The following is a 23,076-nucleotide window of genomic DNA, read 5'->3' on the forward strand; positions in this document are numbered from 1 at the left end:
ATCCAGGAGACGATGATGGACGCGTTGGTAACGACCGAATGGCTGGCAGCCGAGTTGCAGGCAAGCGACCTGCGTATCGTCGATGCGACCTATTTCCTTGCCGATCATGGTCGCGATGCGCTCGCCGAATATGAAGCCGCGCACATTCCCGGCGCGGTGTTCATGGACCTGGCCGAAATCGCCGATACGTCGAGCCCGCTGCCGACGATGCTGCCCTCGCCCGAAAAATTCGCGAGCCGCATGCAGTCGCTCGGGCTGGGCGATGGCAGCCGCATCGTGCTGTACGACGATTCTCCGCTGCACACGGCCGCGCGCGCATGGTGGATGCTGCGCACATTCGGCGCGCATGACGTCGCGATTCTCGATGGCGGCATTGCCAAGTGGAAGGCCGAGGGGCGCGCGACGAAGAGCGGCAAGGAAACGCTGCGGCACCGCCACTTCACCGTCTGGGCCGATGACAAGGGCGTCCGCACGCTCGCGCAGATGAAGGCCAATGTCGAAACCGGCGCCGAACAGGTGATGGACGCCCGTTCCGCGGCACGCTTCACCGGCCAGGAGCCCGATCCGCGCCCCGCGACGATGCCGGGCCATATTCCGGGGTCGAAGAACATTCCTTACGGCCAATTGTTCAACGCCGACGGCACCTGGAAACAGGGCGACGCACTGAAATCGGTGTATACCGACGCCGGTATCGATTTGTCGCGCCCGCTGGTCGGCACCTGCGGATCGGGCATCACCGCATCGGTTCTGGTGTTCGGCGCGCATCTGCTCGGCACCGAAGCGGCGCTGTATGACGGCAGCTGGTCCGAATGGGGTGCAGACCTCTCCACGCCAAAGGCAACGGGCGCTGCATGAGCGAACAGGGCGGTGGCCCGGCGAACAAAAACCGGCGCGGTGACGCGACCCGGGTCGTCAACGCCGGTCGCCGCCCCGAATGGACCGCGGGTATCGTCAACCCGCCGGTCTGGCGCGCCTCGACGATTCTGTACGACAATGTCGCCGATCTGCGCGCGGCGGGCCGCGATACGCACCACCGCCTGTTCTATGGCCGCAAGGGCACGCCGACCCAGTGGTCGCTCGCCGACGCGCTGACCGAGCTCGAACCCGGCGCGGAGGGCACCTTCCTGTACTGCTCAGGCGTTGCGGCGATTGCCGGAGCGTTGCTGTCGGTGCTGTCGCCCGGTGACGAGCTGTTGATGGTCGACACCGCCTATGACCCTAGCCGATCAATGGCGATGGGGTTGCTCAAGCGGATGGGCATCACGACGCGTTTTTACGATCCGATGATCGGGGCGGTTATCGCCGACCTGATCGGCGACCGGACCCGTGCCATCCTGATCGAAGCACCCGGCAGCCTGACCTTTGAGGTGCCCGATCTGCCCGCCATCATCGCGGCGGCGAAGGCGCGGAGCGTGGTGACCTTGCTCGACAATACCTGGGCGACGCCGTTGTTCCTGCCCGCGATCGCCATGGGCATCGACCTCTCGATCCTGGCGTGCACCAAATATATCGTCGGCCATTCGGATGCGATGCTCGGATCGGTAACCGCCGGGCCCGGCCATTTCGCGGCACTCCGCGATACCGCGTTCCAGCTCGGGCAGATTGCCAGCCCCGATGATTGCTGGCTGGGGTCGCGCGGGTTGCGCACACTCGCGCTGCGGCTGGGACAGCATCAGGCATCGGCGCTGGAGATTGCCCACTGGCTCAAAACCCGGCCCGAAGTGGCGCGCGTGTTCCACCCGGCGCTGCCCGATTGCCCCGGCCACGCGCATTTCCTCCGCGATTTCAAGGGATCGTCAGGGCTGTTCGCCTTCGAGCTGAACGGCGGGACCGACAAGGCGCGTGCGGCCCTGATCGACGGGCTGGCGCTGTTCGGCATCGGCTATAGCTGGGGCGGGTTCGAAAGCCTCGCACTGCCGGTCGATCCGCAGCGGTACCGCACCGCCACCACGCCCGATTTCAACGGGCCGCTCGTGCGCCTGAGCATCGGACTGGAAGACCCGGCCGATCTGATCGCCGATCTGGCGGCGGGGCTTGAGCGCTTTCGGGCGGGATAGCGGAAACACCATAACAAACAGCGCTTGCCAATCACGGCGATAATCGCAACCACGCAGGTGAGTGGTGATCGTGAGGGCGATTGACGCATGAGCGGGTTCGAGTTCGTTTTTTCGCTGTTCGGCCTGTTGCTCGGCCTTGCCCTTGCCGAGGGGCTGGGTGGACTTTCCCGGTCGATCAAGGCGGGGCACCGGGTACGGATCGGCTGGTCGACAGCGCTGCTCGGCATCTTCGTCTCGTGCGACGTCGTCACCTTCTGGATGTATGGCTGGGCGCTGCGGGATCGGCTGCCGATCAGCTGGCCGGTGCTGTTCGGCGGCTTTGTGGTGACGGCGATCTATTATGTATCGACGTCGCTGATCTTCCCGGATGACCTTTCGGACTGGGACGATCTCGACGCGCATTTCGACAAGCATCGGCGCAAGGTGCTGGGCGGGATTTTCATCTGCAACGTCGTGCTGCTTGCAACGGTGATCGGGCTTGGCGCGACTTCATCTGGCCTTGACCTGCGATCGTCGATCCTGACCTGGTCATTCTTTCCCGTCACGCTGATTGCCATCATCACCGCGGATCGCCGCATCATCCTTGCCTGTCTGGCCTGGCTGATCGCGCTCTATCCCCTATCAGCGGTCTGGACGTGAGCTTTCTGGCTTTCGTTACAGACTTCGGTTTTTAGGTCACAACGAGCGCCGAATCTGTGTCGAGACCCTTAACCTAGATTTCCGAGGCGTTGCTCGCCGGTTGGCCACTAGGCAATGCAGCGGTTACTTCGGGGTCGAGGTCGTCGCTGCCTGGCCGTCGCCCTCAGGCGCCGCCACGATGTCGCGCGTGGTCGATCCCTTGTCGACGACCGTCGTTTCGGGATCGCCCACATCCGAACGGATACCGGGGCTCGCAACATCATTGCCGGCCGAGCGCAGCAGGGCGCTTTCCGATGCACTGCGGGCCGCCGCACCACCAAACATCGCTTCAAGCGCAAGCGCGCTTGGGCCGGTATCCTGCGGGCGCGCAGCGCCGGGCTTAGGCGGGGTAAGCGAATAATCGGGCGGAATGACAAGCGGCGCTTGGCGCGCCACTGCAAATTCATCGGGCCGCGCACGGTTTAGGCCCGAGCCGCCGCCGCAGGCGCTGAGGAAAACGGTCAGGCCCAGGCCCAGTACGAGCCCTGTGAGTTTACGCATTGCCATTCTCCACTGAAACTTTCGCCGCCGGCCTATCGCGCACCAGGATCGCGCGCACCAACAGCACCAATACACCTATCGTAATCGCCGCATCGGCCAGATTGAAGACCAAAAACGGGCTCCACTCGCCAAAGTGCAAATCCGCAAAATCGACCACATAGCCCAACCGGGCACGATCGATGATGTTCCCCAGCGCCCCGCCAAGCACCAGCCCTAGCGCCAGCTGATCCTGACGGTTGCGTTCGCGAAACAGCCAGACGAGCACGCCTGCGGCGATCGCCGACGTCAGCGCTACCAACGCCCAGCGCGCGCCATCGCTGCCCGCCGTCAGCAGCCCGAGCGATACGCCCTCATTCGCCACAAAGCGAATGCGGAAAACTGGCAAGAGTTCGATCGTCCGTCCGGCGAGCACGTCCAGACCAAGCACATCGGTGACGATGAATTTGGTCGCCTGATCGAGCAGAAAAACGATCGCGGCCGCTGCAAGCCCGATCAGGGGGAACTGCTTCATGCCACCACCTCGCTGCACCGGTTACACAATGCCGCATCCTCTACCACATCAGGCAGCAGCCGCCAGCAGCGGCCGCATTTGGCATAATCGGTGCGCATGACGGACACAGTATCGCCCTTCGTCACTTTCGCCACGATGAATATCTCCGCAAGCGCATCGGCATCGATCGGCAAGGTCGGCACCGTCACCTCGGCCTCCAGGCTGGAGCGGACGATCTTGTCACGCCGCAGCGGCTCGATCGCCTCGGTCACCTGTTCCCGCAGCGCCCGCAGATCGGCCCAGTTGGTGCCGAGCATCGCGTCACCCGGCTGGGGCGGCAGTTCGGGCCATTCGAGCAGATGCACCGAGCTATCCTCGCTAGGAAAGCGCGTCTGCCAGATTTCCTCGGCGGTGAAGACCAGCACCGGCGCGGCATAACGGACCAGCGCGTGGAACAGGATGTCCATCACGGTGCGCACCGCACGGCGCTTCACGCTGTCGGGCGCGTCGCAATAGAGGCAATCCTTGCGGATATCGAAATAAAAGGCCGACAGATCCTCATTGGCGAAATCGGTCAGCAGCCGGACATAGCTGTTGAAATCGAAATCATCCACCGCGACCTTCAGCTTGGCGTCCATGTCCGCGAGCAGGAACAGCACATAGCGTTCGAGCTCGGGCATCTGGCCGACCGGCAGCCGTTCGGCCTCATCGAACCCGTCAAGCGCGCCGAGCATGTAGCGGAAGGTGTTGCGCAGCTTGCGATACTGATCGGACACGCCATTCAGGATTTCCTTGCCGATTCGGTGATCCTCGGTGAAATCGACGGTCAGCGCCCAGAGCCGCAAGATATCGGCGCCACTCTCCTTCATCAGATCGAGCGGGTTGATCGTGTTGCCCAGGCTCTTGGACATTTTCATGCCCTTCGAATCCATCGTGAAGCCGTGGGTGAGCACCGCCTTGTACGGCGCATGCCCGCGCGTGCCGCAGCTTTCGAGCAACGACGACTGGAACCAGCCGCGATGCTGATCCGAGCCTTCGAGATAGAGATCGGCGGGCGGCCCCTGATAGCCCTCAGGCCGTAACATATCGGGCCAGCGACCGCTTTCCAGCACAAAGGCGTGGGTGCAGCCGCTGTCGAACCACACATCGAGAATATCGGTCACGCGCTCATAATCGGCGGCGTTATACTCGTTGCCGAGCAGCGTTTGCGCCGCCTCATCGGTCCAGGCATCGACGCCCTTTTCGTGCACCGCAGCGATGATCCGCGCGTTGACGGCAGGGTCGCAGAGATATTGCCCGGTCTTGCGATCGACGAACAGCGTGATCGGCACGCCCCAGGCGCGCTGGCGCGACAGCACCCAGTCGGGGCGGCCCGCAACCATCGCGGTGATGCGGTTCTGGCCTTTGGCAGGGAGCCAACGCGTGGCCTCGATCGCCGCGAGGGCGCGGTTGCGGAGGGTGTCGCCTGTAGCTGCGTGCCCTTCGACTACGCTCAGGGCGAACGGCTGTTGGGAGTTAGCGCCCTTCTCCCCGTTCGTGCTGAGCGAAGTCGAAGCACCCGCACCGCCCAGATCTTTATCCATCGGCACAAACCATTGCGGCGTGCAGCGGAAGATGACCTTTGCCTTCGACCGCCAGCTATGCGGGTAGCTGTGCCTGAAGTCATCGCTCGCCGCGAGCAGCCCGCCGCTCGCGCGCAGGTCCGAACAGATCGGGCCGTCCGCTGCCACGAACTTCTTGTTGATGACCGAGCCCTGCCCGCCGAGCCAAGCCCAATCCTCCCGGTACATCCCCGCCGCATCGACCGCGAAAACGGGCTCGATGCCATGCGCCTTGCACAGCAGAAAATCGTCCTCGCCGTGATCGGGGGCCATATGGACGAGACCGGTGCCTGCGTCGGTGGTGACGAAATCGCCGGGCAGGAACGGCCGCGGCCGCAGGAAGAATTCGGCGAGCGGGGAATTGGGATCGATATTCAGCTCCGCCCCTTCTCCACTACCCACGTCACCCCGGGCTTGACCCGGGGTCCCGCTGCCTTCCTCCGACGTCGCCGAGAAGCGGGACCCCGGCTCAAGGCCGGGGTGACGGTAGAGGTTGGCCATTGGGTGGCGAGCGGTGGCGCCAGTGAGTTGCGAGCCCCTGATCGAAGTACCAGCACGGTCCCACTTAAATGTGTCTTGCGCCCCAAGGCGCTCGAGCGTGTTCTGCACCCTGTTCAAGAACGGGATCAACAAGTCCGCCGCGATCAAGAGCTTAGTTGCGCCGAATGGACATGGCAATTCATTGTCAGAGCCGTATTCCAGAACGACGTACTCAATCTCCGGCCCATAAGCCAAAGCCTGGTTCACCGGGATCGTCCATGGCGTCGTCGTCCAGATCACCGCATAGGCGCCGACCAGCTCCGGCGCATTGGGCGCGTCGATGATCTCAAACGCCACGTCGATCTGCGTCGACACGACATCCTCATACTCAACCTCAGCCTCGGCGAGCGCGGTCTTTTCGACTGGCGACCACATCACCGGCTTCGCGCCGCGATAGAGCTGGCCGCTCTCGGCGAACTTCATCAGCTCGGTAACGATCGTCGCCTCGGCCTGGAAATCCATCGTCAGATACGGATGATCCCAGTCGCCATTGATGCCGAGCCGCTTTAGCTGCTCGCGCTGCGTGTCCACCCAGTGTTGCGCGTACGCCCGGCATTCGGCGCGAAACTCGGCCGCGGGCACCTCATCCTTGTTCAGCTTCTTGGCGCGATACTGTTCCTCGACCTTCCACTCGATCGGCAGGCCGTGGCAGTCCCAGCCAGGCACATAGGGCGCGTCCTTGCCGAGCAGGCTCTGCGTGCGGCAGACGGTGTCCTTCAGGATGTGGTTCAGCGCATGGCCGATATGCATGTCGCCATTCGCGTAAGGCGGGCCATCGTGCAGGATGAACTTCTCGCGCCCGCGCCGGGCATCACGCAGCCGATCATACAGCCCCAGCGCCTGCCAGCGCGCCAGAATCGTCGGCTCCTTTGCGGGCAGGCCGGCCTTCATCGGAAAGTCGGTCTTCGGCAGGAAGACGGTGTCGCGATAATCCGTCGCTGGAACGGACGCTGCGTCGGGTGTGGGATCGTTGATTTCAGTCATCGGAGGGTCGCTCTATCGCCTCTGGCGGCGTTCGTCACCCGTCACAATGCAGTCACGCCTTTACTGGCTTGAAATTACACCGAATCAAACTAATTACGCCCCCGAATCCAACCCGGAGCCCAGCATGAATGCGTCGATTCTTCTTGCCGCGTTGAGCATTGCAGCGGTCGATGCGGGCGTAGCCGATGCTTCCGATACGCTGGAAACGCCGGTGATGACCGTATCGGCCATCGCCGATGCCGATGCCGATGCCGATGCCGATGCGGAAGGTCAGGCGGCACCAGCCGCGCCGCTGCGTGGGATGACGTTCGGGCCCTTTCCTCCGGCTTGGCAAATCGATGTGGGGCCCGGGGTGCTCGCCATTCCCCGGTTTCCGGGCAGCGATGGCTTGCGCGTGCTGCCGGTGCCGCAGCTGGATATCCGCTACAAGAACCAGTTCTTCGCCTCGATCCAGTCAGGCATTGGCTATAACCTGCTCAACACCAGGCGCTGGCGAGCCGGACCGATCCTGCGGCCCGATTTCGGTCGCACGCGCAGCGACATTGCGGTCTTTCCCGGCCTGAATAAAATCAATATCGCGCCTGAATTTGGCGGATTTCTGACGTATCAGCCGTCATTCTTCACATCGGTGCAGCTGGAAGTGCGTCAGGCGGTCGGCGGTCATGACGGGCTGGTCGCTGATCTCACGCTGCGCAAAATTGCGCTGAAGGGGAAATGGACATTGGGCTATGGCGGGCGCGTGCGCTTTGCCGATGCCACCTATCTGCGCGCCTATCATGGCGTGACGCCGGCGCAGTCGATCACCAGCGGGCTGCAGGCCTATCGGCCCGGGGCAAGCTTTACCGATGTGGGCGTATCGGGTTTCGCTTCGCGCCGGATTGGCGGCAACTGGAGCGTGAACGCCTTTGGCAGCTATGCCCGGCTGATCGCCGACGCCGCCCGATCGCCGATTTCAAAGAGCACGTTCGGCAGCCGCAACCAGATCACGCTTGGCGCGTCGATCAGCTATCGATTCCGGTTCGACTAGGCGACGGCCGCCAACACCACCCGCGCCGCCGCGCAATCGGCATCCATCTGCGCGACCAGCGCGTCGAGACCATCGAACTTCGCTTCCGGGCGCAGATAGGCGATCAGCTCGACTTCGATCGGCTGGCCATACAGATCCTCTGCGAAATCGAACAGGAACACTTCGAGCAGTTCCTTGGGCGGATCGAAGGTCGGGCGCACGCCGATATTGGCCGCGCCGTCCACCACCCGCCCATCGGCCAGCCGCGCGCGGACTGCGTAGATGCCGTAGGCGGGGCGCAGATAGGTCCCCATATCAATATTGGCGGTGGGATAGCCGATCGTGCGGCCGACTTTGTCGCCGTGCTGCACGGTGCCCGCAATCGCGAAGGGCCGGGTCAGCAATCGCGCCGCCCCCGCCGGATCGGCCCCCTGCAACAGCGCGCGGATGCGGCTGGAGGAAACCACTTCGTCCGATGCCGTTACTGGCCCGACAGTATCACAGCTAAAGCCATTCGCCGCGCCCAGCGTGGCGAGCACCTGCACATTGCCGCCACGCTTTGCACCAAAGGTGAAGTCTTCCCCCGTCACCACGCCCGCCACGCCGAGATTGGCGACCAGGCATTCATCGACGAACGCCGCCGCGCTCAGCCGGGCCAGCACTTCATCGAAATGCAGCACGACCATGGCATCAGCCCCGGCTCCGGCGAACAGTCGCAGCCGCTGATCGAGCGTGGTCAGGCGGAACGGTGCGGTATCGGGTTTGAAATAGCGCACCGGATGCGGATCGAACGTCGCGACCAAAGCGGACACACCGCGCGCCCTGGCGAGCGCCACCGCACGCCCCACGACCGCCTGGTGCCCCAGGTGAAATCCATCGAAATTGCCGAGCGCCACAATGCCGCGGCGATAGCGCTGGGGCACTGGCGCACCCCCGTCGAGACGCTCCATGCGCGCGGCTATACGGGCGCGATGGCGCGTGCGCTAGCCATCACGGCTGCGGCACCATGCCGGCGCGAAGCACGCGCAGCACATTGCCGCCCATCACCTTGGCGATCTCGTCACGGGTAAAGCCGCGATCGACCAGCGCCTGTGTGACGACCGCCAGCTGCGACACATCGAACGCCGTCGTCACCGCGCCGTCGAAATCGGATCCCAGCCCGACATGATCGATCCCCACCAGATCGCGGACATGCGCGATTGCCGCTGCCGTGCCGCGCGGATCGGTGCCACAGATTGCGGCATCCCAATAACCGATGCCGATCACGCCGCCTGTTTTGGCGATGCCCCTGATCTCGTCATCGGTCAGGTTCCGGTTGACCTTGCACACCGCCTGCACGCCGCCATGGCTGGACACGATCGGGCGTTTCGCCATCGCGATCACCTCGGCGACCGCCCGATGGCTGCTATGCGCGATATCAACGACCATGCCGATCTTTTCCATCCGCCGCACGACCTGCCGACCGAGCGGGGTCAGCCCGCCCTTGACGACGCCGTGCATCGATCCCGCCACTTCATTGTCGAAGAAATGCGCGAGCCCCGCCATCCGGAACCCCGCCGCATAAAGCCGGTCGAGATTGCCGAGCTTGCCCTCGATATCCTGCAACCCTTCCACCGACAGCAGCCCGCCAACCGCAGGCGACCCGTTCCGCCGATCCGACAGCAAAGCGTCGAGATCGGCGGGCGTTAGGATGACGCGCAGATTGCCCTTTGACGCCGCAGCATAGGTTTTCAGCTTTTCGGCGTGCCACAGCGAGCGTTCGAGCAGCGACGTCCAGGTCCGCACCGGCTGGCGCTGCGCCACCGTCAGCAGCGTGATGTTATCGCTATCCGCCGCATTGGCATCGTAATTCTGGCCCTTGGGCGTCTTGGTGACAGACGAAAAGACCTGCAGCGCGACATTGCCCGCCATCAGCCGGGGCAGATCGACCTGCCCCTGATCGGATCGTTCGAGCAGATCGCGGCTCCACAGCAGCGGATCGGCATGCATGTCAGCGATGCTGAGCGTCTGGTGCAGCGCGCGGGTCTGTGCGGTCACCTTGGGCAGTGGGACGGGCACGACCTTGTTCATCGATCGTTCGACCATGCCGGGCGCGAACGCGAAAAAGGCGATGGCGGCGATGACGATCAGGATGAGCAGGCCCAGGACTATCCGGCGGATCATTCATTCCCTCCCCAAGGTGACGAAGCGATAGCCAGGGCGCGCGCCGTCTGCGGGGTGATCCTCAGCCGCGAGCACCGCGAATCCCTCCAGCGATGGCGCCACCGTATCGCCTTGCGGTGACAGATGCACTTCGGTCAGTTCGATCCGCTGTGCCAGAGGGAGAAACAGCGCGTAAATCTCCGCACCACCGATGATGGCGATATCGCCCGGCCCGGCCAGCGCCAGCGCTTCAGCCACCGAATGCGCGACCTGTGCCCCCGTAGCACGCCAGCCTGCGTCGCGCGTCAGCACGATGTGTCGCCTGCCGGGGAGCGGACCAGGGAAGCTCTCGAATGTCTTGCGGCCCATGATCATCGGCTTGCCCATCGTCATCGCCTTGAAGCGCTTCAGATCGGCGGGCAGGTGCCAGGGCATTTTGCCTTCATGCCCGATCACCCCATTATCGGCGCGGGCGAGGTATAGCGTCAGGGTCTGCGGATCGGCCATCGCCTGCTTATGCGAGGGCGCGCGGCGCGTGCCAAGCGCAGCGTTATCCGTTCAGCGTCAGCGCAATGCTCACAGGGCCAATCCGCGCATCGAGAATGGCGTGCGACGTCGCAGGAGACAGCTTGGGGGTCGCAGGCTTGGGCTGCCGATCCCCCGCCGTGCCAATCACCAACGCGGCCAGCACCAGCGCGACATACAGGTTTCTCATTGCCCGATTCCCTCGATCACATCTCGTGATTACGCATGTAATCGTCACTCTTGAACGCGGGATGAACAGGCCTGTTCAGACCGCGACGGGCGCGGCGATATGCGGCTGGGCGACGTAATCGATCAGCTTGAAATCTTCATATTCATAGCCGTCGATACCGTCCGGTTTGCGCAGGATTTCCAGCCGCGGCGGCGGACCGGGCGTGCGCGTCAATTGCAGCCGGGCTTGCTCCAGATGGTTGAGGTAGAGATGGCAATCGCCGCCGGTCCAGATGAACTCGCCGACCTCCAGGTCGCATTGCTGCGCGAGCATGTGGGTGAGTAGCGCATAACTCGCGATGTTGAACGGCACGCCCAGAAACACGTCCGCCGATCGCTGGTAAAGCTGCAGGCTCAGCTTGCCGTTGGCGACATGCGTCTGAAACAGGCAGTGGCACGGGGCGAGCGCCATCGCGTGCAGGTCGCCAGGGTTCCAAGCGCTGACGATCTGGCGGCGCGACGCGGGATTGGTTTTGATCTGGGTAATCAGCTCGGCGATCTGGTCGATCGACCGGCCATCGCTTGCCGCCCAATCGCGCCATTGCTTGCCGTAAATGGGGCCGAGATCGCCATCCGCACGCGCCCATTCATCCCAGATGCCGACCTTGCGTTCCTGCAGCCAACGCACATTGGTGTCGCCGCGCAGGAACCACAGCAGCTCGACGATGATCGAGCGCAGGTGGAGCTTCTTGGTGGTCAGCGCCGGGAAGCCCTGGGCGAGATCGAAGCGCATCTGGTGGCCGAACACCGATAAGGTGCCGACGCCGGTGCGGTCTGCGGTCTCGACGCCGGTGTCGAGGATGCGCTGCATCAGATCGAGATAGGCGCGCACCGCTTCAGCCTTCTTTGCAGGCTTTGATCGCGCGCGGATCCGGGCGCGGGCCGCGCGTGCGGAACGATGCCATATAGCCCCCCGCCGATGGCATTTCGCTCATCGACACTTGCTCATAGCCGATGGCAGCGAACTCACATTTCAGCAGGGCAGGCGGGGTGCCATGGTTCTGGGTCGGGCGGTTGGCGTCGACAACGATGACCAGCCCGTCGGGCTTCAGCGCGGGCCGCATTCGCCACAGAAATTCGTAGGGCTCGCCGATCTCGTGATACATGTGCACCATCAGCACCCGGTCGAAGCTGTTTTCGGGCAGCTTTGGATCGGCGGGTTCGCCCAGACGCACGCTGACGCTCTGCAGACGTTCGCGGACTACGCGCTGGGCAAGCGAATCGCGGACTTCGGGCACGATATCCTCGGCGAGTACACGCCCGTCCTTGCCGACGCGTTCGGCGAGGCGGATGGTGTAATAACCCTCGCCCGCGCCGATATCCGCCACCGTCATGCCGGGCTTGATCCCGGCCTTGTCCATCACTTCATCGGCTTCGTTCAGCCGGTCGCGCGATTCCTCGTTCGACCAGCGTGATGAGACGATCCGGGCGACCGGGCGATCGGCGGCGGGGAACGGGCCAGCGCCGTCGCCGCCCGATGCCATCGTGCCCGCACCGACATCGCACGCCGCGATCAGCACCAATGCGCCAAGGATCGCTGCGCGGCGCACGCTAGTCGACATCCTCGACTTCGACCGTCTCACCCGTCACGCGCTGAGACAGTGCCGCCGCCATGAATGGATCGAGCGCCCCGTCGAGCACATCGCCGGGGGCGGTCGAGACGACCCCCGTGCGGAGGTCCTTCACCATCTGGTACGGTTGCAGCACATAGGAGCGGATCTGGTGACCCCAGCCGATATCGGTCTTGGTATCGTTTTCCGCATTGGCTGCAGCCTCACGAATCGCCAGTTCGCGTTCGTACAACCGCGCGCGGAGCTGGTTATAGGCTTCCGCCTTGTTCTTGTGCTGCGATCGCTGATTCTGGCACTGCACGACGATGCCGGTCGGGATATGCGTGATGCGCACCGCCGAATCGGTGGTGTTGATGTGCTGCCCGCCCGCACCCGATGCGCGGTAGGTATCGATGCGCAGGTCGCTCTCGTTATAATCGACCTCGATATTGTCGTCGATCACCGGGTACACCCAGACGCTGGCAAAGCTGGTGTGGCGCCGCGCCGCGCTGTCATAAGGGCTGATGCGGACGAGGCGGTGCACGCCGCTTTCGGTCTTGGCATAGCCGTAAGCGTTTTCGCCCTTCAGCAGCAATGTGGCGGACTTGATACCCGCCTGCTCGCCTGAATGCTGGTCGATCAGTTCCACCTTCATGCCACGGCGTTCGGCCCAGCGCGTATACATGCGTTGCAGCATGCCCGCCCAATCCTGGCTCTCGGTACCGCCAGCGCCGGCATTCACCTCGATATAGGTGTCGTTCGTGTCGGCTTCGCCTGCGAGCAGCGCCTTGATCTTGTCTTCATTGGCACGTGCGGCGAGGGCGGCGAGCCCGGCCACGCCATCATCGACCATCCCGGTATCACCCTCCGCCTCGGCCATCTCCATCAGCTCGACGGTATCGGCGAGTTCGGTCTCGATCGCGCGGGTGGCGGTGATCGCCTCGTCGAGGCGACGGCGTTCGCGCATCACTTCCTGCGCGGCCTTGGGGTCGTTCCACAGCGCCTGATCTTCGACGCGGGCGTTCAGTTCATCGAGGCGGCGAAGCGCGCGATCCCAATCGAGGAAGCGGCGGAGCAGCGCCAGCGCCTCGTTGATGCTGTCGACATGAGCTTGCGCCTCAGCGCGCATGGACTGAACCTTTTTCCTGTGCCGTCATACCAGCGAAAGCTGGCATCTCTTCGTGACCGGGAGACCCCGGCTTTCACCGGGGTGACGCCTATCTGATGACGTACTGTGGACGTCGCTAGTAGATTCCGCCCTGCCTTTGCAAGAAATCGCTGTCTTTCTGGCTATCGTCGCGGCGGGCATTCTTTGCATCCCGGGTCGGGGCCGCATCGGTCTGGCGGGCGACATTGCGGCGCGGCTCGCTTTCGGGCTTGAAGGCTTCCCAGATAACCGATGCCTTGGGATCATCGCCCGGCCATGCACCATAGACCTGCTTGCCCGAAGCACGATCGACGCGCACCATCCGCACGCCCGGCGGTGCCCGGAACGGAAGCACCGGCATGCCTTCATAGGCTTTTTCAGCAAACTGCTTGAAGATTGGCGCGGCGAGGGTGCCGCCTTGCGCATAACCGCCCAGGCTCGATGGCTTGTCATAACCGATGTACAGCCCGGCGATCAGCTGCGGCGTCCCGCCGATGAACCACACATTGGTCGGCCCGGTCGACGTCCCCGTCTTGCCCATGATCGGGCGGTTGAGATCGCGCAGCACGGTGGCCGTGCCGCGCTGAATGACCCCTTCGGTGATGTGGACCATCTGATAAGCGGTGATCGGATCGATCACCTGGCGTGCGCGGATGATGGGGCGGGGCATCGCCTTGCGGTTCCAGTCGGGGGCATTGCAGCGGTCACAAGGGCGCCAATTGTCCGGCCAGATAACCTTGCCATGCCTATCCTGCACAAAATCGATCAGCGTTGACGGGTGGCCGCGCCCGTGATTGACCAAAATCGAAAAGGCATTGACCATGCGCTGCACGGTCGTTTCGCCGGCGCCAAGCGCGATCGACAGGAAAGGCGGATATTTGCCAACCCCCATCCGGTTGATCACATCGACCACGCGATCCATGCCTGTCTGTGAAGCGGCTTTAACCGTCATGAGGTTGCGCGATTGCTCAATCCCCCAGCGCATCGTGTGCGGGCCTGATCCGCGCCCGCCGCCGAAGTTGGTGAAGCATTTCTGCCCCAGCCGCGCGCCCTGATAGACGCAGAACGGCCCGTCGACGATGATCGAGCTGGGCGTCATCCCGTTTTCTAGCGCTGCCGCGTAGACCAACGGCTTTATCGTCGATCCTGGTTGGCGATTTGCCTGGGTTGCACGATTGAACGAGCCGAGCCTGGAATCGAACCCGCCCTGCATCGCCAGCACACGGCCGGTTTGCGGCTGTTCGACCACGATTCCGCCCGACACCCGCGGGATCGAGCGCAAGGCAAAAGAGCCGCCTTCGGGCGCAACCGCAATGATATCGCCGATCTCAAGTGCGCCAAAGGCATTGCCACCCTTGCCGCGCACCGCCATCTGCGCGCCCCATTTCGGCAAGCTGCCGGTCGATCCGTCGGCAAAGCCGATCGACGCGGCGTTGCTGTCGCGCGCAATCACGATCGCGGCTCGCCAATTCTGGTAATCGAGCCCGATATTGGTGTTGACGAGCGCCTGAAGCCAGCCCTGCCCTCCCGCTTGCTGGGGCTCGCTGCCGGGCGCCGTTGGTGCGATATCGACATGGCCGAGCGGCCCGTTCCAGCCCCTTCCGCGATCATAGCGGAGCAGGCCATCACGCAGTGCCGCCTGGGCATATTGCTGCAGTTTCAGATCATAGGACGTCCGCACCCAGAGCCCACCGGAATAGACGCTGTACGGGCCAGCCTTTTCATTCTCGCCGAATTTATCGATCAGCTGGCGGCGAACCTCTTCAACGAAATAGCCGCCAACGCGCTCGAACTTGGGAGTCTGCCGCGCAACGGCGCCGATCGGCTCGTCTTTGGCCGCATCGAACTGCGCCTGATCGATAAAGCCGTTGCGCAGCATTTCGCGCAGCACATAATTGCGTCGATCAATCGCCCGGGCAGTGTTGCGGAACGGATCATAATTGGCCGGTCCCTTGGGCAGGATCGCCAGATAGGCCAATTGGCCGAGCGTCAGCTCATCCAGCTCCTTATCGAAATAAGCGTGGGATGCCGCTTCGACCCCAAACGCATTTCGACCAAGCGGAATCTGGTTGAGGTATAGCTCAAGGATTTGTTCCTTGGTCAGCGAATCCTCGATTCGATAAGCGAGGATCGCTTCCCTGATCTTGCGGGTGGGCGAATAGGTGTTGCCGATCAGCAGATTCTTGGCGACCTGTTGCGTGATCGTGGAGCCACCGCGCGCGCGCTTGCCGGTGCCGAACTTGCTGACATAATCGAGCACCGCCCCGATCGTGCCGGGGTAATCGACGCCATTATGGCTGAAAAAGGTGCGATCTTCGGCCGCCAGAAAGGCGTTGATCAGCATCTTGGGATATTCGTCAAACGCCAGCTCGACCCGGCGTTCACGCGCATAGCTGTGGATCGGTGCGCCATCGACCGCGCGGACATTGGTGGGTAAGGGCGGCTCATAAGCCCGCAGGCCATCGACCGAGGGCAGATCGCGCGCGAAAATCAGCCACAGCAGCGCATAGGCGATCAGCCCCAGCCCGCCGAGAATCGCTAGCAGCTTCACCCACCAGCGATCCCAGGCGCGCTCAATATAGCCCTGAAGGCCGCTCACATCGCGCCGGATGCGAAAATTCACGGTGGAAGGTGGTTCAGCCATACAGGCCGCAGCCCCTACCCAGTTTTGGTGTCGCTTGCCAGCCTTGGCGCATGATCAGACGTGGAAAGAAGGATGATGCTCTGCACCGGTGTTATCCCGCTTCGTCATCCCCGCGAAAGCGGGGACCCATGGCAAGTGATGCACTCACCACGATATGCGGCCCGATCCATAGGTTCCCGCTTGCGCGGGAATGACGGGGTGAAAGTGGCGATGGGAACTAAATTCTAAACGATCACCGCGACGCCATCCGCCGGGCGAAATGGATGTCGACCGCGCGGCGCACGCTCTGTGCAATCGCTGCCCGCCCGTCGCGCGAATCGATGAACGCGGCATCGACGGGGTTCGAGATGTAGCCTGTTTCGAACAGGATCGACGGCATGTCGGGCGCCTTCAAGACAACCAGCGACGCCATGCGGTGGAAATTGGGCTTGATCGGCATCAGTGGTTTTGCCTCACGCCCCAGCACCCGCGCGAAATTGGCCGATGCGTTCATCGTCTCGCGCTGCGTCAGATCAATCAGGATCGACGATATATCAACCGGGGTCGACGCGAGATTAACGCCCTGAATGATGTCCGCCTTGTTCTCGCGCGCGGCAAGCCGGGCAGATTCCTTGTCGGAGGCGACTTCGGAGAGGGTATAAACGGTCGCGCCGCTCGCCGATCCGCCGCCAACACTGTCGCAGTGAATCGAAATGAACAGATCGGCCTTCAGCTTGCGCGCGATGCCATAGCGTTCCTGCAGGATCAGATATTTGTCATCCTCGCGCGTCAACGCCACGCGTACTCGACCCGATGCGACCAGTTCGTCGCGGATCGAGCGGGCGATCTTCAGCGTCACGTCCTTTTCGCGCAGGCCACTGTCAGGCGAAATCGCGCCGGGATCGACCCCGCCATGCCCGGCATCGATCACCACCAGCGGGCGGGTATCGTCATCGCCGTACACCCGCGGCAAGGCGAGCTTGCGGCTGGCGAGCGGGACAGGCGTCGACACGCGGTACACCGCCGGCGTCACCCCCGATCCATAGTTGAACGGCGGTAGGAACCGCATCCGCCCTTCGGCAGCGGCACGCGCAAAGCGGGCATCATCGACCGTGCGCAGCATCAACGTCAGTTCATGCCCGTTCCGTCCGAATTTCCCTTCGGTGACGATTGCCGGTGCGGCAAGATCGAACACGATCCGCGCGCCACCATCACCCCGGGCGGCCTGTCGGATACCGTCGACCAGGCCATCGGAATCGACGCGCCCGCCGGGCCGAGCACCGTCGACATCAAGCGCGATCCGCTGCGGCCCATCGAGTGCAAAGGTGGACGCTTGCGCCACCACCCCGTCGAAACGAATGACGATCCGGTCAGGGCGCACGTCGATCCGCTCAACGGTCGCAGCCCAAGCGGGCGCGCCGCCCAGCCAAAAGGCAAACAGGGCAAGGAGGAAAGACACGCGGCGACAATGCCGTGCGGAGGGCCCGCCGGTCCAGTAAAAAGGCATGAAGGGATCGCTCCCGCTGGGACAAGTGATGAGGCTTGCCTAGGGGGCCGCGTCTCAAATCGCGGTGAAACGACGCGGTTAACTTGCCGTTCGGCATTTTTTTGCCGGTGGGCGGCAAATCACTGCCGGTTGCTGTCCGCCAAAGGTGATGCTAGGCCGTCAACATCCGCGATTGTGCGCAAGCCGCGCACGACCGGGTAATCGACCGCGCGATGCCGTCCGGCCCGAGCGCGGTTCTTCAGGTTGACGCTCGAATGATGCATTTCCCTTGCCCCGCAAACCGCCCGGTCAACACCGGCGGCTATGTGGGCGCGTGGGGTGTCGCGGACCAAGGGTCCCGGCGTGCACTGCGGGCAGAGGCAATTTCTATCGCAACACGATCGACCGGAGCGGGCAGCGATGCCGCGCCTCCGTCGACGCCACTTAATCGCATGCGGCCCGGCCTGAACGGCCCCGGCACGCGTGCGCGGAGATATATCAATGACCATGCGTATGCTGATCGACGCTCGGCACCGGGAAGAAACCCGGGTTGCCGTCGTCAAGGGAACCCGGATTGAAGAGTTTGATTTCGAATCCGCTGAGCGCAAGCAGCTCAAGGGCAATATCTATCTTGCCAAGGTAACCAGGGTTGAACCGTCGCTTCAGGCGGCCTTCATCGATTATGGTGGCAACCGCCACGGCTTCCTGGCCTTCAGCGAAATCCACCCCGATTATTACCAGATCCCCAAGGAGGATCGCGACGCGCTGCTCCGCGAGGAAGCCGAGCATGCCGCTGAGGAAGCGGCGCTTCGCGCTCAGGCCGATGCCGAGGACGATGCACGCGACGATGATGGCGATGACGATTCCGATCATGACGCCGAACGCGATAGCGACCGGGATGATGCACATGACGATGACGACGGCGAAAGCGGCGATGCCGATTCACCGCCGCGCCCGCGCGGCCGCGGGGGCAGCGACGATGCGGTAGAGGCACTGCGCCAGCGCCGCATGAACCTGCGCCGCCGCTACAAGATCCAGGACGTTATCCGCCGCCGCCAGGTGCTGCTGGTGCAGGTCGTGAAGGAAGAGCGCGGCAACAAGGGTGCGGCGCTTACCACCTATTTGTCGCTCGCCGGCCGTTACTGCGTGCTGATGCCCAATACGTCGCATGGCGGCGGCATCAGCCGCAAGATTTCGAACGCGGGCGATCGCAAGCGGCTGAAATCGATCATGGCGGATATGAAGCTGCCGCCGTCGATGGGCTGCATCGTCCGCACCGCCGGCCTTCAGCGGACCAAGGTCGAGATCAAGCGCGATTTCGATTATCTGGCGCGGCTGTGGGACGGCATTCGCGAAACCACGCTCAAATCGGCGGCGCCCGCACTCGTTTACGGCGACAGCGACCTGATCAAGCGCGCGATCCGCGATATCTATAATAAGGAAATCGACGAGGTGATCGTCGAGGGTGACGAGGGCTATCGTCAGGCCAAGGAATTCATGAAGCTGCTGATGCCCAGCCATGCCCGGCGGGTGAAGCATTATTCCGATCCGGTGCCGCTGTTCCAGCGCAGCCATGTCGAGGATCAACTGGGGGCGATGTACCACCCGGTCGTCCAGCTGAAATCGGGCGGCTATCTGGTCATCAACCCGACCGAGGCGCTGGTGTCCATCGACATCAACTCCGGCCGATCAACGCGCGAGCATAATATCGAACAGACCGCGACCGCGACCAATCTGGAAGCGGCGCAGGAAATCGCGCGTCAGCTCCGTCTGCGCGACATGGCTGGCCTCGTCGTCATCGACTTTATCGACATGGATAACCCGTCGAACAACCGCAAGGTTGAAAAGGCGATGAAGGAAGCGCTGAAGAACGATCGCGCCCGCATCCAGATCGGTCGTATATCGTCCTTTGGCCTCATGGAAATGAGCCGTCAGCGACTGCGCACCGGCGTGCTCGAAGCATCGACCCGCCCCTGCCCGCATTGCGAGGGATCGGGCTTTGTCCGCACCGCATCATCGGCTGGTCTCAGCGCGCTGCGCATGATCGAGGACGAAGCCGCGCGCGGGCGTGGATCGCAGCTGTTGCTGCGCGCCAGCCAGGAAGCCGCCTTCTACCTGCTCAACCGCAAGCGCGCCGAACTCGCCGAGATCGAGGAACGCTATGGCGTGATGGTCGAGGTTGCCGCCGACGGCGAGCAGGAGGGCGCGCGCATGTCGGTCGAGGCAAGCGGCCCGCCGCCTGCCTATAGCCCGCGTTTCGAACAGGCGATCACCGAAGTCGAAGAAGACGACGAGATCGAGGAAATCGAAGAGGAAGAAGAAGCCGAGGAAGAGCGCGACGAAGAAGCGCGCGAAGATGCGGCGCGACCGGGCGAAACCGAGGGCGAGCGCGAAGCGCGCCGCAACAAGCGCCGCCGCCGTCGCGGTCGGCGCGGTCGTGGCCGCCCCGAGGGTGAAGGCGGTGATCGCGGTGATCAGAATGCCGATCGCGTAGCCCCCGCCGACAACGCGGACGGTGACGATGTAGGCGATGATACAGGCGAAGGTGACGCAGCAGAAGGCACGGGCGACGGTGAAGCACCGCGCGCGACCGACGAAAATGGCGAACCCCGCCGTCGTCGCGGTCGTCGGGGTCGTCGTGGTGGCCGTCGCGGTGAAGGCCGGCCAGAGGGTGATCGTAGCGAAGCGGTTACCGAGGCAAGTCCGGGCGATGCGGTAGCCGAAGCCATCGATACCGAAGCGCTGGACGACGCCGCAGCCACTGCCGTCGAGGAGAGCGATGCGCCCAAGCGCGCCCGTCGCCGTCCTCGGGCCAAGGCACCCGTGTTACCTGACACGGCAGCGCCAATTGCTGAGGTTTTGGTCATAGAGACGCCAGCGCCCGACGCAGAAGCCGAAGCGCCAGCCAAGCCCAAGCGCGCGCGTCGTGCCAAGGCGTCGGCCAGCGACACGGTGATTGAAGCCTTTGAAGCGCCCGCGCTCGATGCTGAAGAAGCACCAGCCAAGCCGAAGCGCCGCGCCGCCGCCAAGGGTAAAGCCAAGGCGAAGGCCGATGACGACGCCACGGACGCACCTATTGCAGAGGTGCCGGTCGAGGAACCGGCTGAACCCGCACCGGTGCTCGTGGAAACGGCAACCACCGTGGAAGATGCGCCCGCTGAAGCAAGCGCCAGCACCAGCGACACCGGGCCAGCACGCCGCGGCTGGTGGCAGCGCACGTTTGGTGCCTGATCACACCAGCCGATCACCCGATTGATCGTCCGATCGGCCCGTATGAACGCAATGAAGCGATCATGCGGGCCGATCGTCATTCTGGTCCGTTGAATAATCGGCGGAAATGGCCGATATCAGTGCGATGAAAAAGTTTGTTGCTGCGTTGGCGTTATCCTTGCTGGTTTTGGCGCAGCCCGCCCGTGCGCAATCGATTCTGCGTGATGCCGAGACCGAGGCGATGTTTGCCGACATGTCGCAGCCGCTGATTCTGGCGGCGGGGCTATCCCCCAAGGATGTTCGGGTCATCCTGATCAACGACGAGTCGATCAACGCCTTCGTGGTTGGCGGACAGACGGTTTATGTTCATTCGGGCCTGGTCAACGCTGCCGACAATGCCAATCAGGTGCAGGGCGTGATTGCGCACGAACTTGGCCATATCGCCGATGGCCATGTGCTGCTGCAGGCAGAGGGCGTTCGCCCCGCGCTGGGGATCATGCTGCTGAGCATGGTGCTGGGCGTGGCAGCAATCGCCGCTGGGTCGGCCGAGGGCGGCGCGGGCATCATCGCCGCCGGCCAGCAAGTGGCGCAAAGCAAGTTTTTGGCCTTTACCCGTGTGCAGGAAGCCACAGCCGATGCGACTGCGGCGAAGTTCCTCGAAACGGCCGGCGTATCAGGCAAGGGCTTTCTGCAATTCTTCAAGAAGCTGCAAAGCCTTGAGTATCGCGCCGGGTACACCAACATCGATCCGTTCGCGCAAAGCCATCCGCTCAGCGGCCAGCGCGTCGCCACACTAACCGAAACGCTCGTGCAGTCGCCCGCCTGGAACAAGCCGTTCGATCCGGCGCTTGAAATCAGGTTCCAGCGGGTGCGCGCCAAGCTGATCGGCTTTGTGGGCGATCCACCCCGCACGCTGAACGCCTATCCGGCCGAAAATCAGAGCATCTACGCGCATTATGCCCGCGCCTATGCCTATCACAAGGCTGGCTACCCTGAGAAAGCCAACGCCGAAGCCGATGCGCTGATCGCGGTGGCACCGCATGACCCCTATTTCCTTGAGGTGAAGGGCCAGATTCTGCTCGAATCGGGCAAACCTTTCGAAGCGCTGGCGCCGCTTCGCGAAGCCACCAAGGCTACTAATTTTCAACCGCTGATCGCCACCAGCTTTGGCCACGCGCTGATCGCGACCGAAGACCCCGCCAATTATCTCGAGGCGGAAAAGGTGCTGCGCCAGGCCGTGTCGCGGGATTATGAAAACCCGTTCGCCTGGTATCAGCTCGGCACCGTCTATGATTTGCGCGGCGACAAGGCACGCGCGATGCTTGCCACTGCTGAGCGCGCCAGCCTGTCAGGCGATGCACGTACCGCTGCTTTCAGCGCCCGGGCGGCGATGGGGGCGTTGCCGCAAAACAGCGTCGACTGGATCAGGGCACAGGACATCGCGGTCGCGTCACAGAACGCGCTGGACGATAGCAAAGGCGGACGGCGGCGATGATCGACAGGGTTGCAGGAAACAAGCTGCTGCTGATCGCGGTGGCAGCAGGATCGGCACTGATCGGTGCGGGCGCCGTCGCCGGAGTGACCCAGCTGACGGGCAGCGTCGGCTCGACACCGCAGCGCGCCGCCATCGAGCATGTGGTGCGCGATTATGTGCTCGCCCATCCGGAAATCATTCCGGAAGCGATGGGCCTGATGCGCGACCGCGAATCGGGCAAGGTGATCGCCGGCAATCGCGCCGCGATCCTGACGCCCTATGGCAATGCGTGGATGGGTAATCCAAAGGGCGATGTCACCATCGTCGAGTATTTCGATTATAATTGCGGTTTCTGCCGATCGAGCCTGCCGGTGATCCGCGAACTCGTGGCCAGCGACCCGCAGCTCCGCGTGGTGTTCCGCGAATTGCCGATCCTGTCCGAAGAAAGCCGCACCGCCGCTAGACTGAGCCTGGTCGCCGCCGAACGCGGGCGCTTCAACCAGTTTCACGAAGCGCTATATGCCGGCGGGCCGATCAGCGACCAATCGATCAATCAGGCGCTCAAAGTCGCCGGGATCGACCCGTTCGTCGCCCAAAAGGCCGCCGCCGACATGCGTATCGAGGCCGAAATCCAGCGCAACACCAGCATCGCCCAGAAATTGGGGATGACGGGCACACCGTCCTGGGTGATCGGCGATCATGTCGTCTCCGCCGCGCTGCCGATCGAAGAGCTGCGGGCGCAAATCGCGAAAGTGCGGGCGAAGCGCTGACGTTTTTCAAGTTATGGGCAGGCCATGAGCCATAACCAATCTGCGCTCGTCGCTTGAACGCGAC

The 23,076-nt window shown here is 63.4% G+C and carries 19 protein-coding genes; 7 read left to right on the forward strand and 12 right to left on the reverse strand.

The genetic code is table 11. The features are described from left to right. The first annotated feature begins 15 nt into the window (after positions 1 to 15). The 3 genes from sseA (at position 16) to B7Y49_RS02500 (ending at position 2,696) form a co-directional block, all read left to right on the forward strand. Positions 16 to 855, forward strand: coding sequence for a sulfurtransferase (gene sseA / locus B7Y49_RS02490; protein ID WP_374125983.1), 840 nt, complete (start codon positions 16 to 18; stop codon positions 853 to 855). After that, positions 852 to 2,057, forward strand: a complete 1,206-nt coding sequence (metC, locus tag B7Y49_RS02495; protein ID WP_374125984.1) for a cystathionine beta-lyase — start codon at positions 852 to 854, stop codon at positions 2,055 to 2,057. Before sseA ends, metC begins: the two co-directional genes overlap by 4 nt. Positions 2,058 to 2,144: 87 nt before the next feature. Next, the gene (locus B7Y49_RS02500; RefSeq protein ID WP_374125985.1) at positions 2,145 to 2,696 is read left to right on the forward strand and encodes a hypothetical protein; all 552 of its coding nucleotides are present in this window, start codon (positions 2,145 to 2,147) and stop codon (positions 2,694 to 2,696) included. Positions 2,697 to 2,819: 123 nt separating this feature from the next. Here B7Y49_RS02500 and B7Y49_RS02505 read toward each other — a convergent pair whose 3' ends face one another. Genes B7Y49_RS02505 through ileS form a run of 3 tightly spaced genes read right to left on the reverse strand, consistent with a single transcriptional unit; the run spans position 2,820 to position 6,851 of the window. Then, positions 2,820 to 3,236 (reverse strand): DUF3035 domain-containing protein, encoded by a 417-nt coding sequence (locus B7Y49_RS02505; protein ID WP_374125986.1) that lies wholly within the window; start codon positions 3,234 to 3,236, stop codon positions 2,820 to 2,822. Beyond that, entirely contained in the window at positions 3,229 to 3,747 is a 519-nt protein-coding gene (gene lspA / locus B7Y49_RS02510) for a signal peptidase II (RefSeq protein WP_374125987.1), read from the reverse strand. Before lspA ends, B7Y49_RS02505 begins: the two co-directional genes overlap by 8 nt. Continuing rightward, positions 3,744 to 6,851 carry an isoleucine--tRNA ligase gene (gene ileS, locus B7Y49_RS02515; RefSeq protein ID WP_374125988.1) on the reverse strand — a complete coding sequence of 1,036 codons (3,108 nt, stop codon included), beginning with the start codon at positions 6,849 to 6,851 and terminating at the stop codon, positions 3,744 to 3,746. Before ileS ends, lspA begins: the two co-directional genes overlap by 4 nt. A gap of 124 nt (positions 6,852 to 6,975) precedes the next feature. On the opposite strand from ileS, the gene B7Y49_RS02520 reads away from it, so the two are divergent. Further along, positions 6,976 to 7,878, forward strand: a complete 903-nt coding sequence (locus B7Y49_RS02520; protein WP_374125989.1) for a MipA/OmpV family protein — start codon at positions 6,976 to 6,978, stop codon at positions 7,876 to 7,878. Here the strand turns inward: B7Y49_RS02520 and B7Y49_RS02525 are convergent. The 9 genes from B7Y49_RS02525 to B7Y49_RS02565 all read right to left on the reverse strand — a co-directional run bounded on the left by B7Y49_RS02525 (position 7,875) and on the right by B7Y49_RS02565 (position 17,531). Next, positions 7,875 to 8,807, reverse strand: a complete 933-nt coding sequence (locus tag B7Y49_RS02525) for a bifunctional riboflavin kinase/FMN adenylyltransferase (protein WP_374125990.1) — start codon at positions 8,805 to 8,807, stop codon at positions 7,875 to 7,877. The two genes, B7Y49_RS02520 and B7Y49_RS02525, sit on opposite strands and share 4 nt — an antisense overlap. A 40-nt stretch (positions 8,808 to 8,847) precedes the next feature. Further along, positions 8,848 to 10,020, reverse strand: coding sequence for a dipeptidase (locus tag B7Y49_RS02530; protein WP_374125991.1), 1,173 nt, complete (start codon positions 10,018 to 10,020; stop codon positions 8,848 to 8,850). Beyond that, positions 10,021 to 10,506: a dihydrofolate reductase gene (locus B7Y49_RS02535; RefSeq protein ID WP_374125992.1), complete on the reverse strand. Its 486-nt coding sequence runs from the start codon at positions 10,504 to 10,506 to the stop codon at positions 10,021 to 10,023. A gap of 43 nt (positions 10,507 to 10,549) precedes the next feature. Further along, positions 10,550 to 10,714 carry a hypothetical protein gene (locus B7Y49_RS02540; RefSeq protein WP_374125993.1) on the reverse strand — a complete coding sequence of 55 codons (165 nt, stop codon included), beginning with the start codon at positions 10,712 to 10,714 and terminating at the stop codon, positions 10,550 to 10,552. 75 nt (positions 10,715 to 10,789) lie between these two features. Beyond that, positions 10,790 to 11,584, reverse strand: coding sequence for a thymidylate synthase (locus B7Y49_RS02545; RefSeq protein WP_374125994.1), 795 nt, complete (start codon positions 11,582 to 11,584; stop codon positions 10,790 to 10,792). Positions 11,585 to 11,588: 4 nt separating this feature from the next. After that, complete coding sequence (locus B7Y49_RS02550; protein WP_374125995.1) at positions 11,589 to 12,314, reverse strand: class I SAM-dependent methyltransferase; 726 nt, start codon at positions 12,312 to 12,314, stop codon at positions 11,589 to 11,591. Then, complete coding sequence (prfB, locus tag B7Y49_RS02555) at positions 12,304 to 13,431, reverse strand: peptide chain release factor 2 (RefSeq protein WP_374125996.1); 1,128 nt, start codon at positions 13,429 to 13,431, stop codon at positions 12,304 to 12,306. The genes B7Y49_RS02550 and prfB overlap by 11 nt, the downstream gene beginning before the upstream one ends. 115 nt (positions 13,432 to 13,546) lie before the next feature. Continuing rightward, positions 13,547 to 16,093 carry a penicillin-binding protein 1A gene (locus B7Y49_RS02560; protein ID WP_374125997.1) on the reverse strand — a complete coding sequence of 849 codons (2,547 nt, stop codon included), beginning with the start codon at positions 16,091 to 16,093 and terminating at the stop codon, positions 13,547 to 13,549. 232 nt (positions 16,094 to 16,325) lie between these two features. Further along, positions 16,326 to 17,531: an N-acetylmuramoyl-L-alanine amidase gene (locus tag B7Y49_RS02565; RefSeq protein WP_374125998.1), complete on the reverse strand. Its 1,206-nt coding sequence runs from the start codon at positions 17,529 to 17,531 to the stop codon at positions 16,326 to 16,328. 528 nt (positions 17,532 to 18,059) lie between these two features. Between B7Y49_RS02565 and B7Y49_RS02570 the strand changes: the two genes are divergently transcribed. From B7Y49_RS02570 to B7Y49_RS02580, 3 genes are all read left to right on the forward strand, one after another. After that, complete coding sequence (locus tag B7Y49_RS02570) at positions 18,060 to 20,789, forward strand: ribonuclease E/G (protein WP_374125999.1); 2,730 nt, start codon at positions 18,060 to 18,062, stop codon at positions 20,787 to 20,789. A 124-nt stretch (positions 20,790 to 20,913) separates the two neighbouring features. Beyond that, a complete protein-coding gene (locus B7Y49_RS02575; protein WP_374126000.1) occupies positions 20,914 to 22,263 on the forward strand; it encodes a M48 family metalloprotease in 1,350 nt (449 codons plus the stop codon). After that, the gene (locus tag B7Y49_RS02580; protein WP_374126001.1) at positions 22,260 to 23,012 is read left to right on the forward strand and encodes a DsbA family protein; all 753 of its coding nucleotides are present in this window, start codon (positions 22,260 to 22,262) and stop codon (positions 23,010 to 23,012) included. The genes B7Y49_RS02575 and B7Y49_RS02580 overlap by 4 nt, the downstream gene beginning before the upstream one ends. Positions 23,013 to 23,076 lie beyond the last annotated feature (64 nt).

The organism is Sphingomonas sp. 28-62-11 (assembly GCF_002278865.1).
Taxonomy (GTDB): domain Bacteria; phylum Pseudomonadota; class Alphaproteobacteria; order Sphingomonadales; family Sphingomonadaceae; genus Sphingomonas.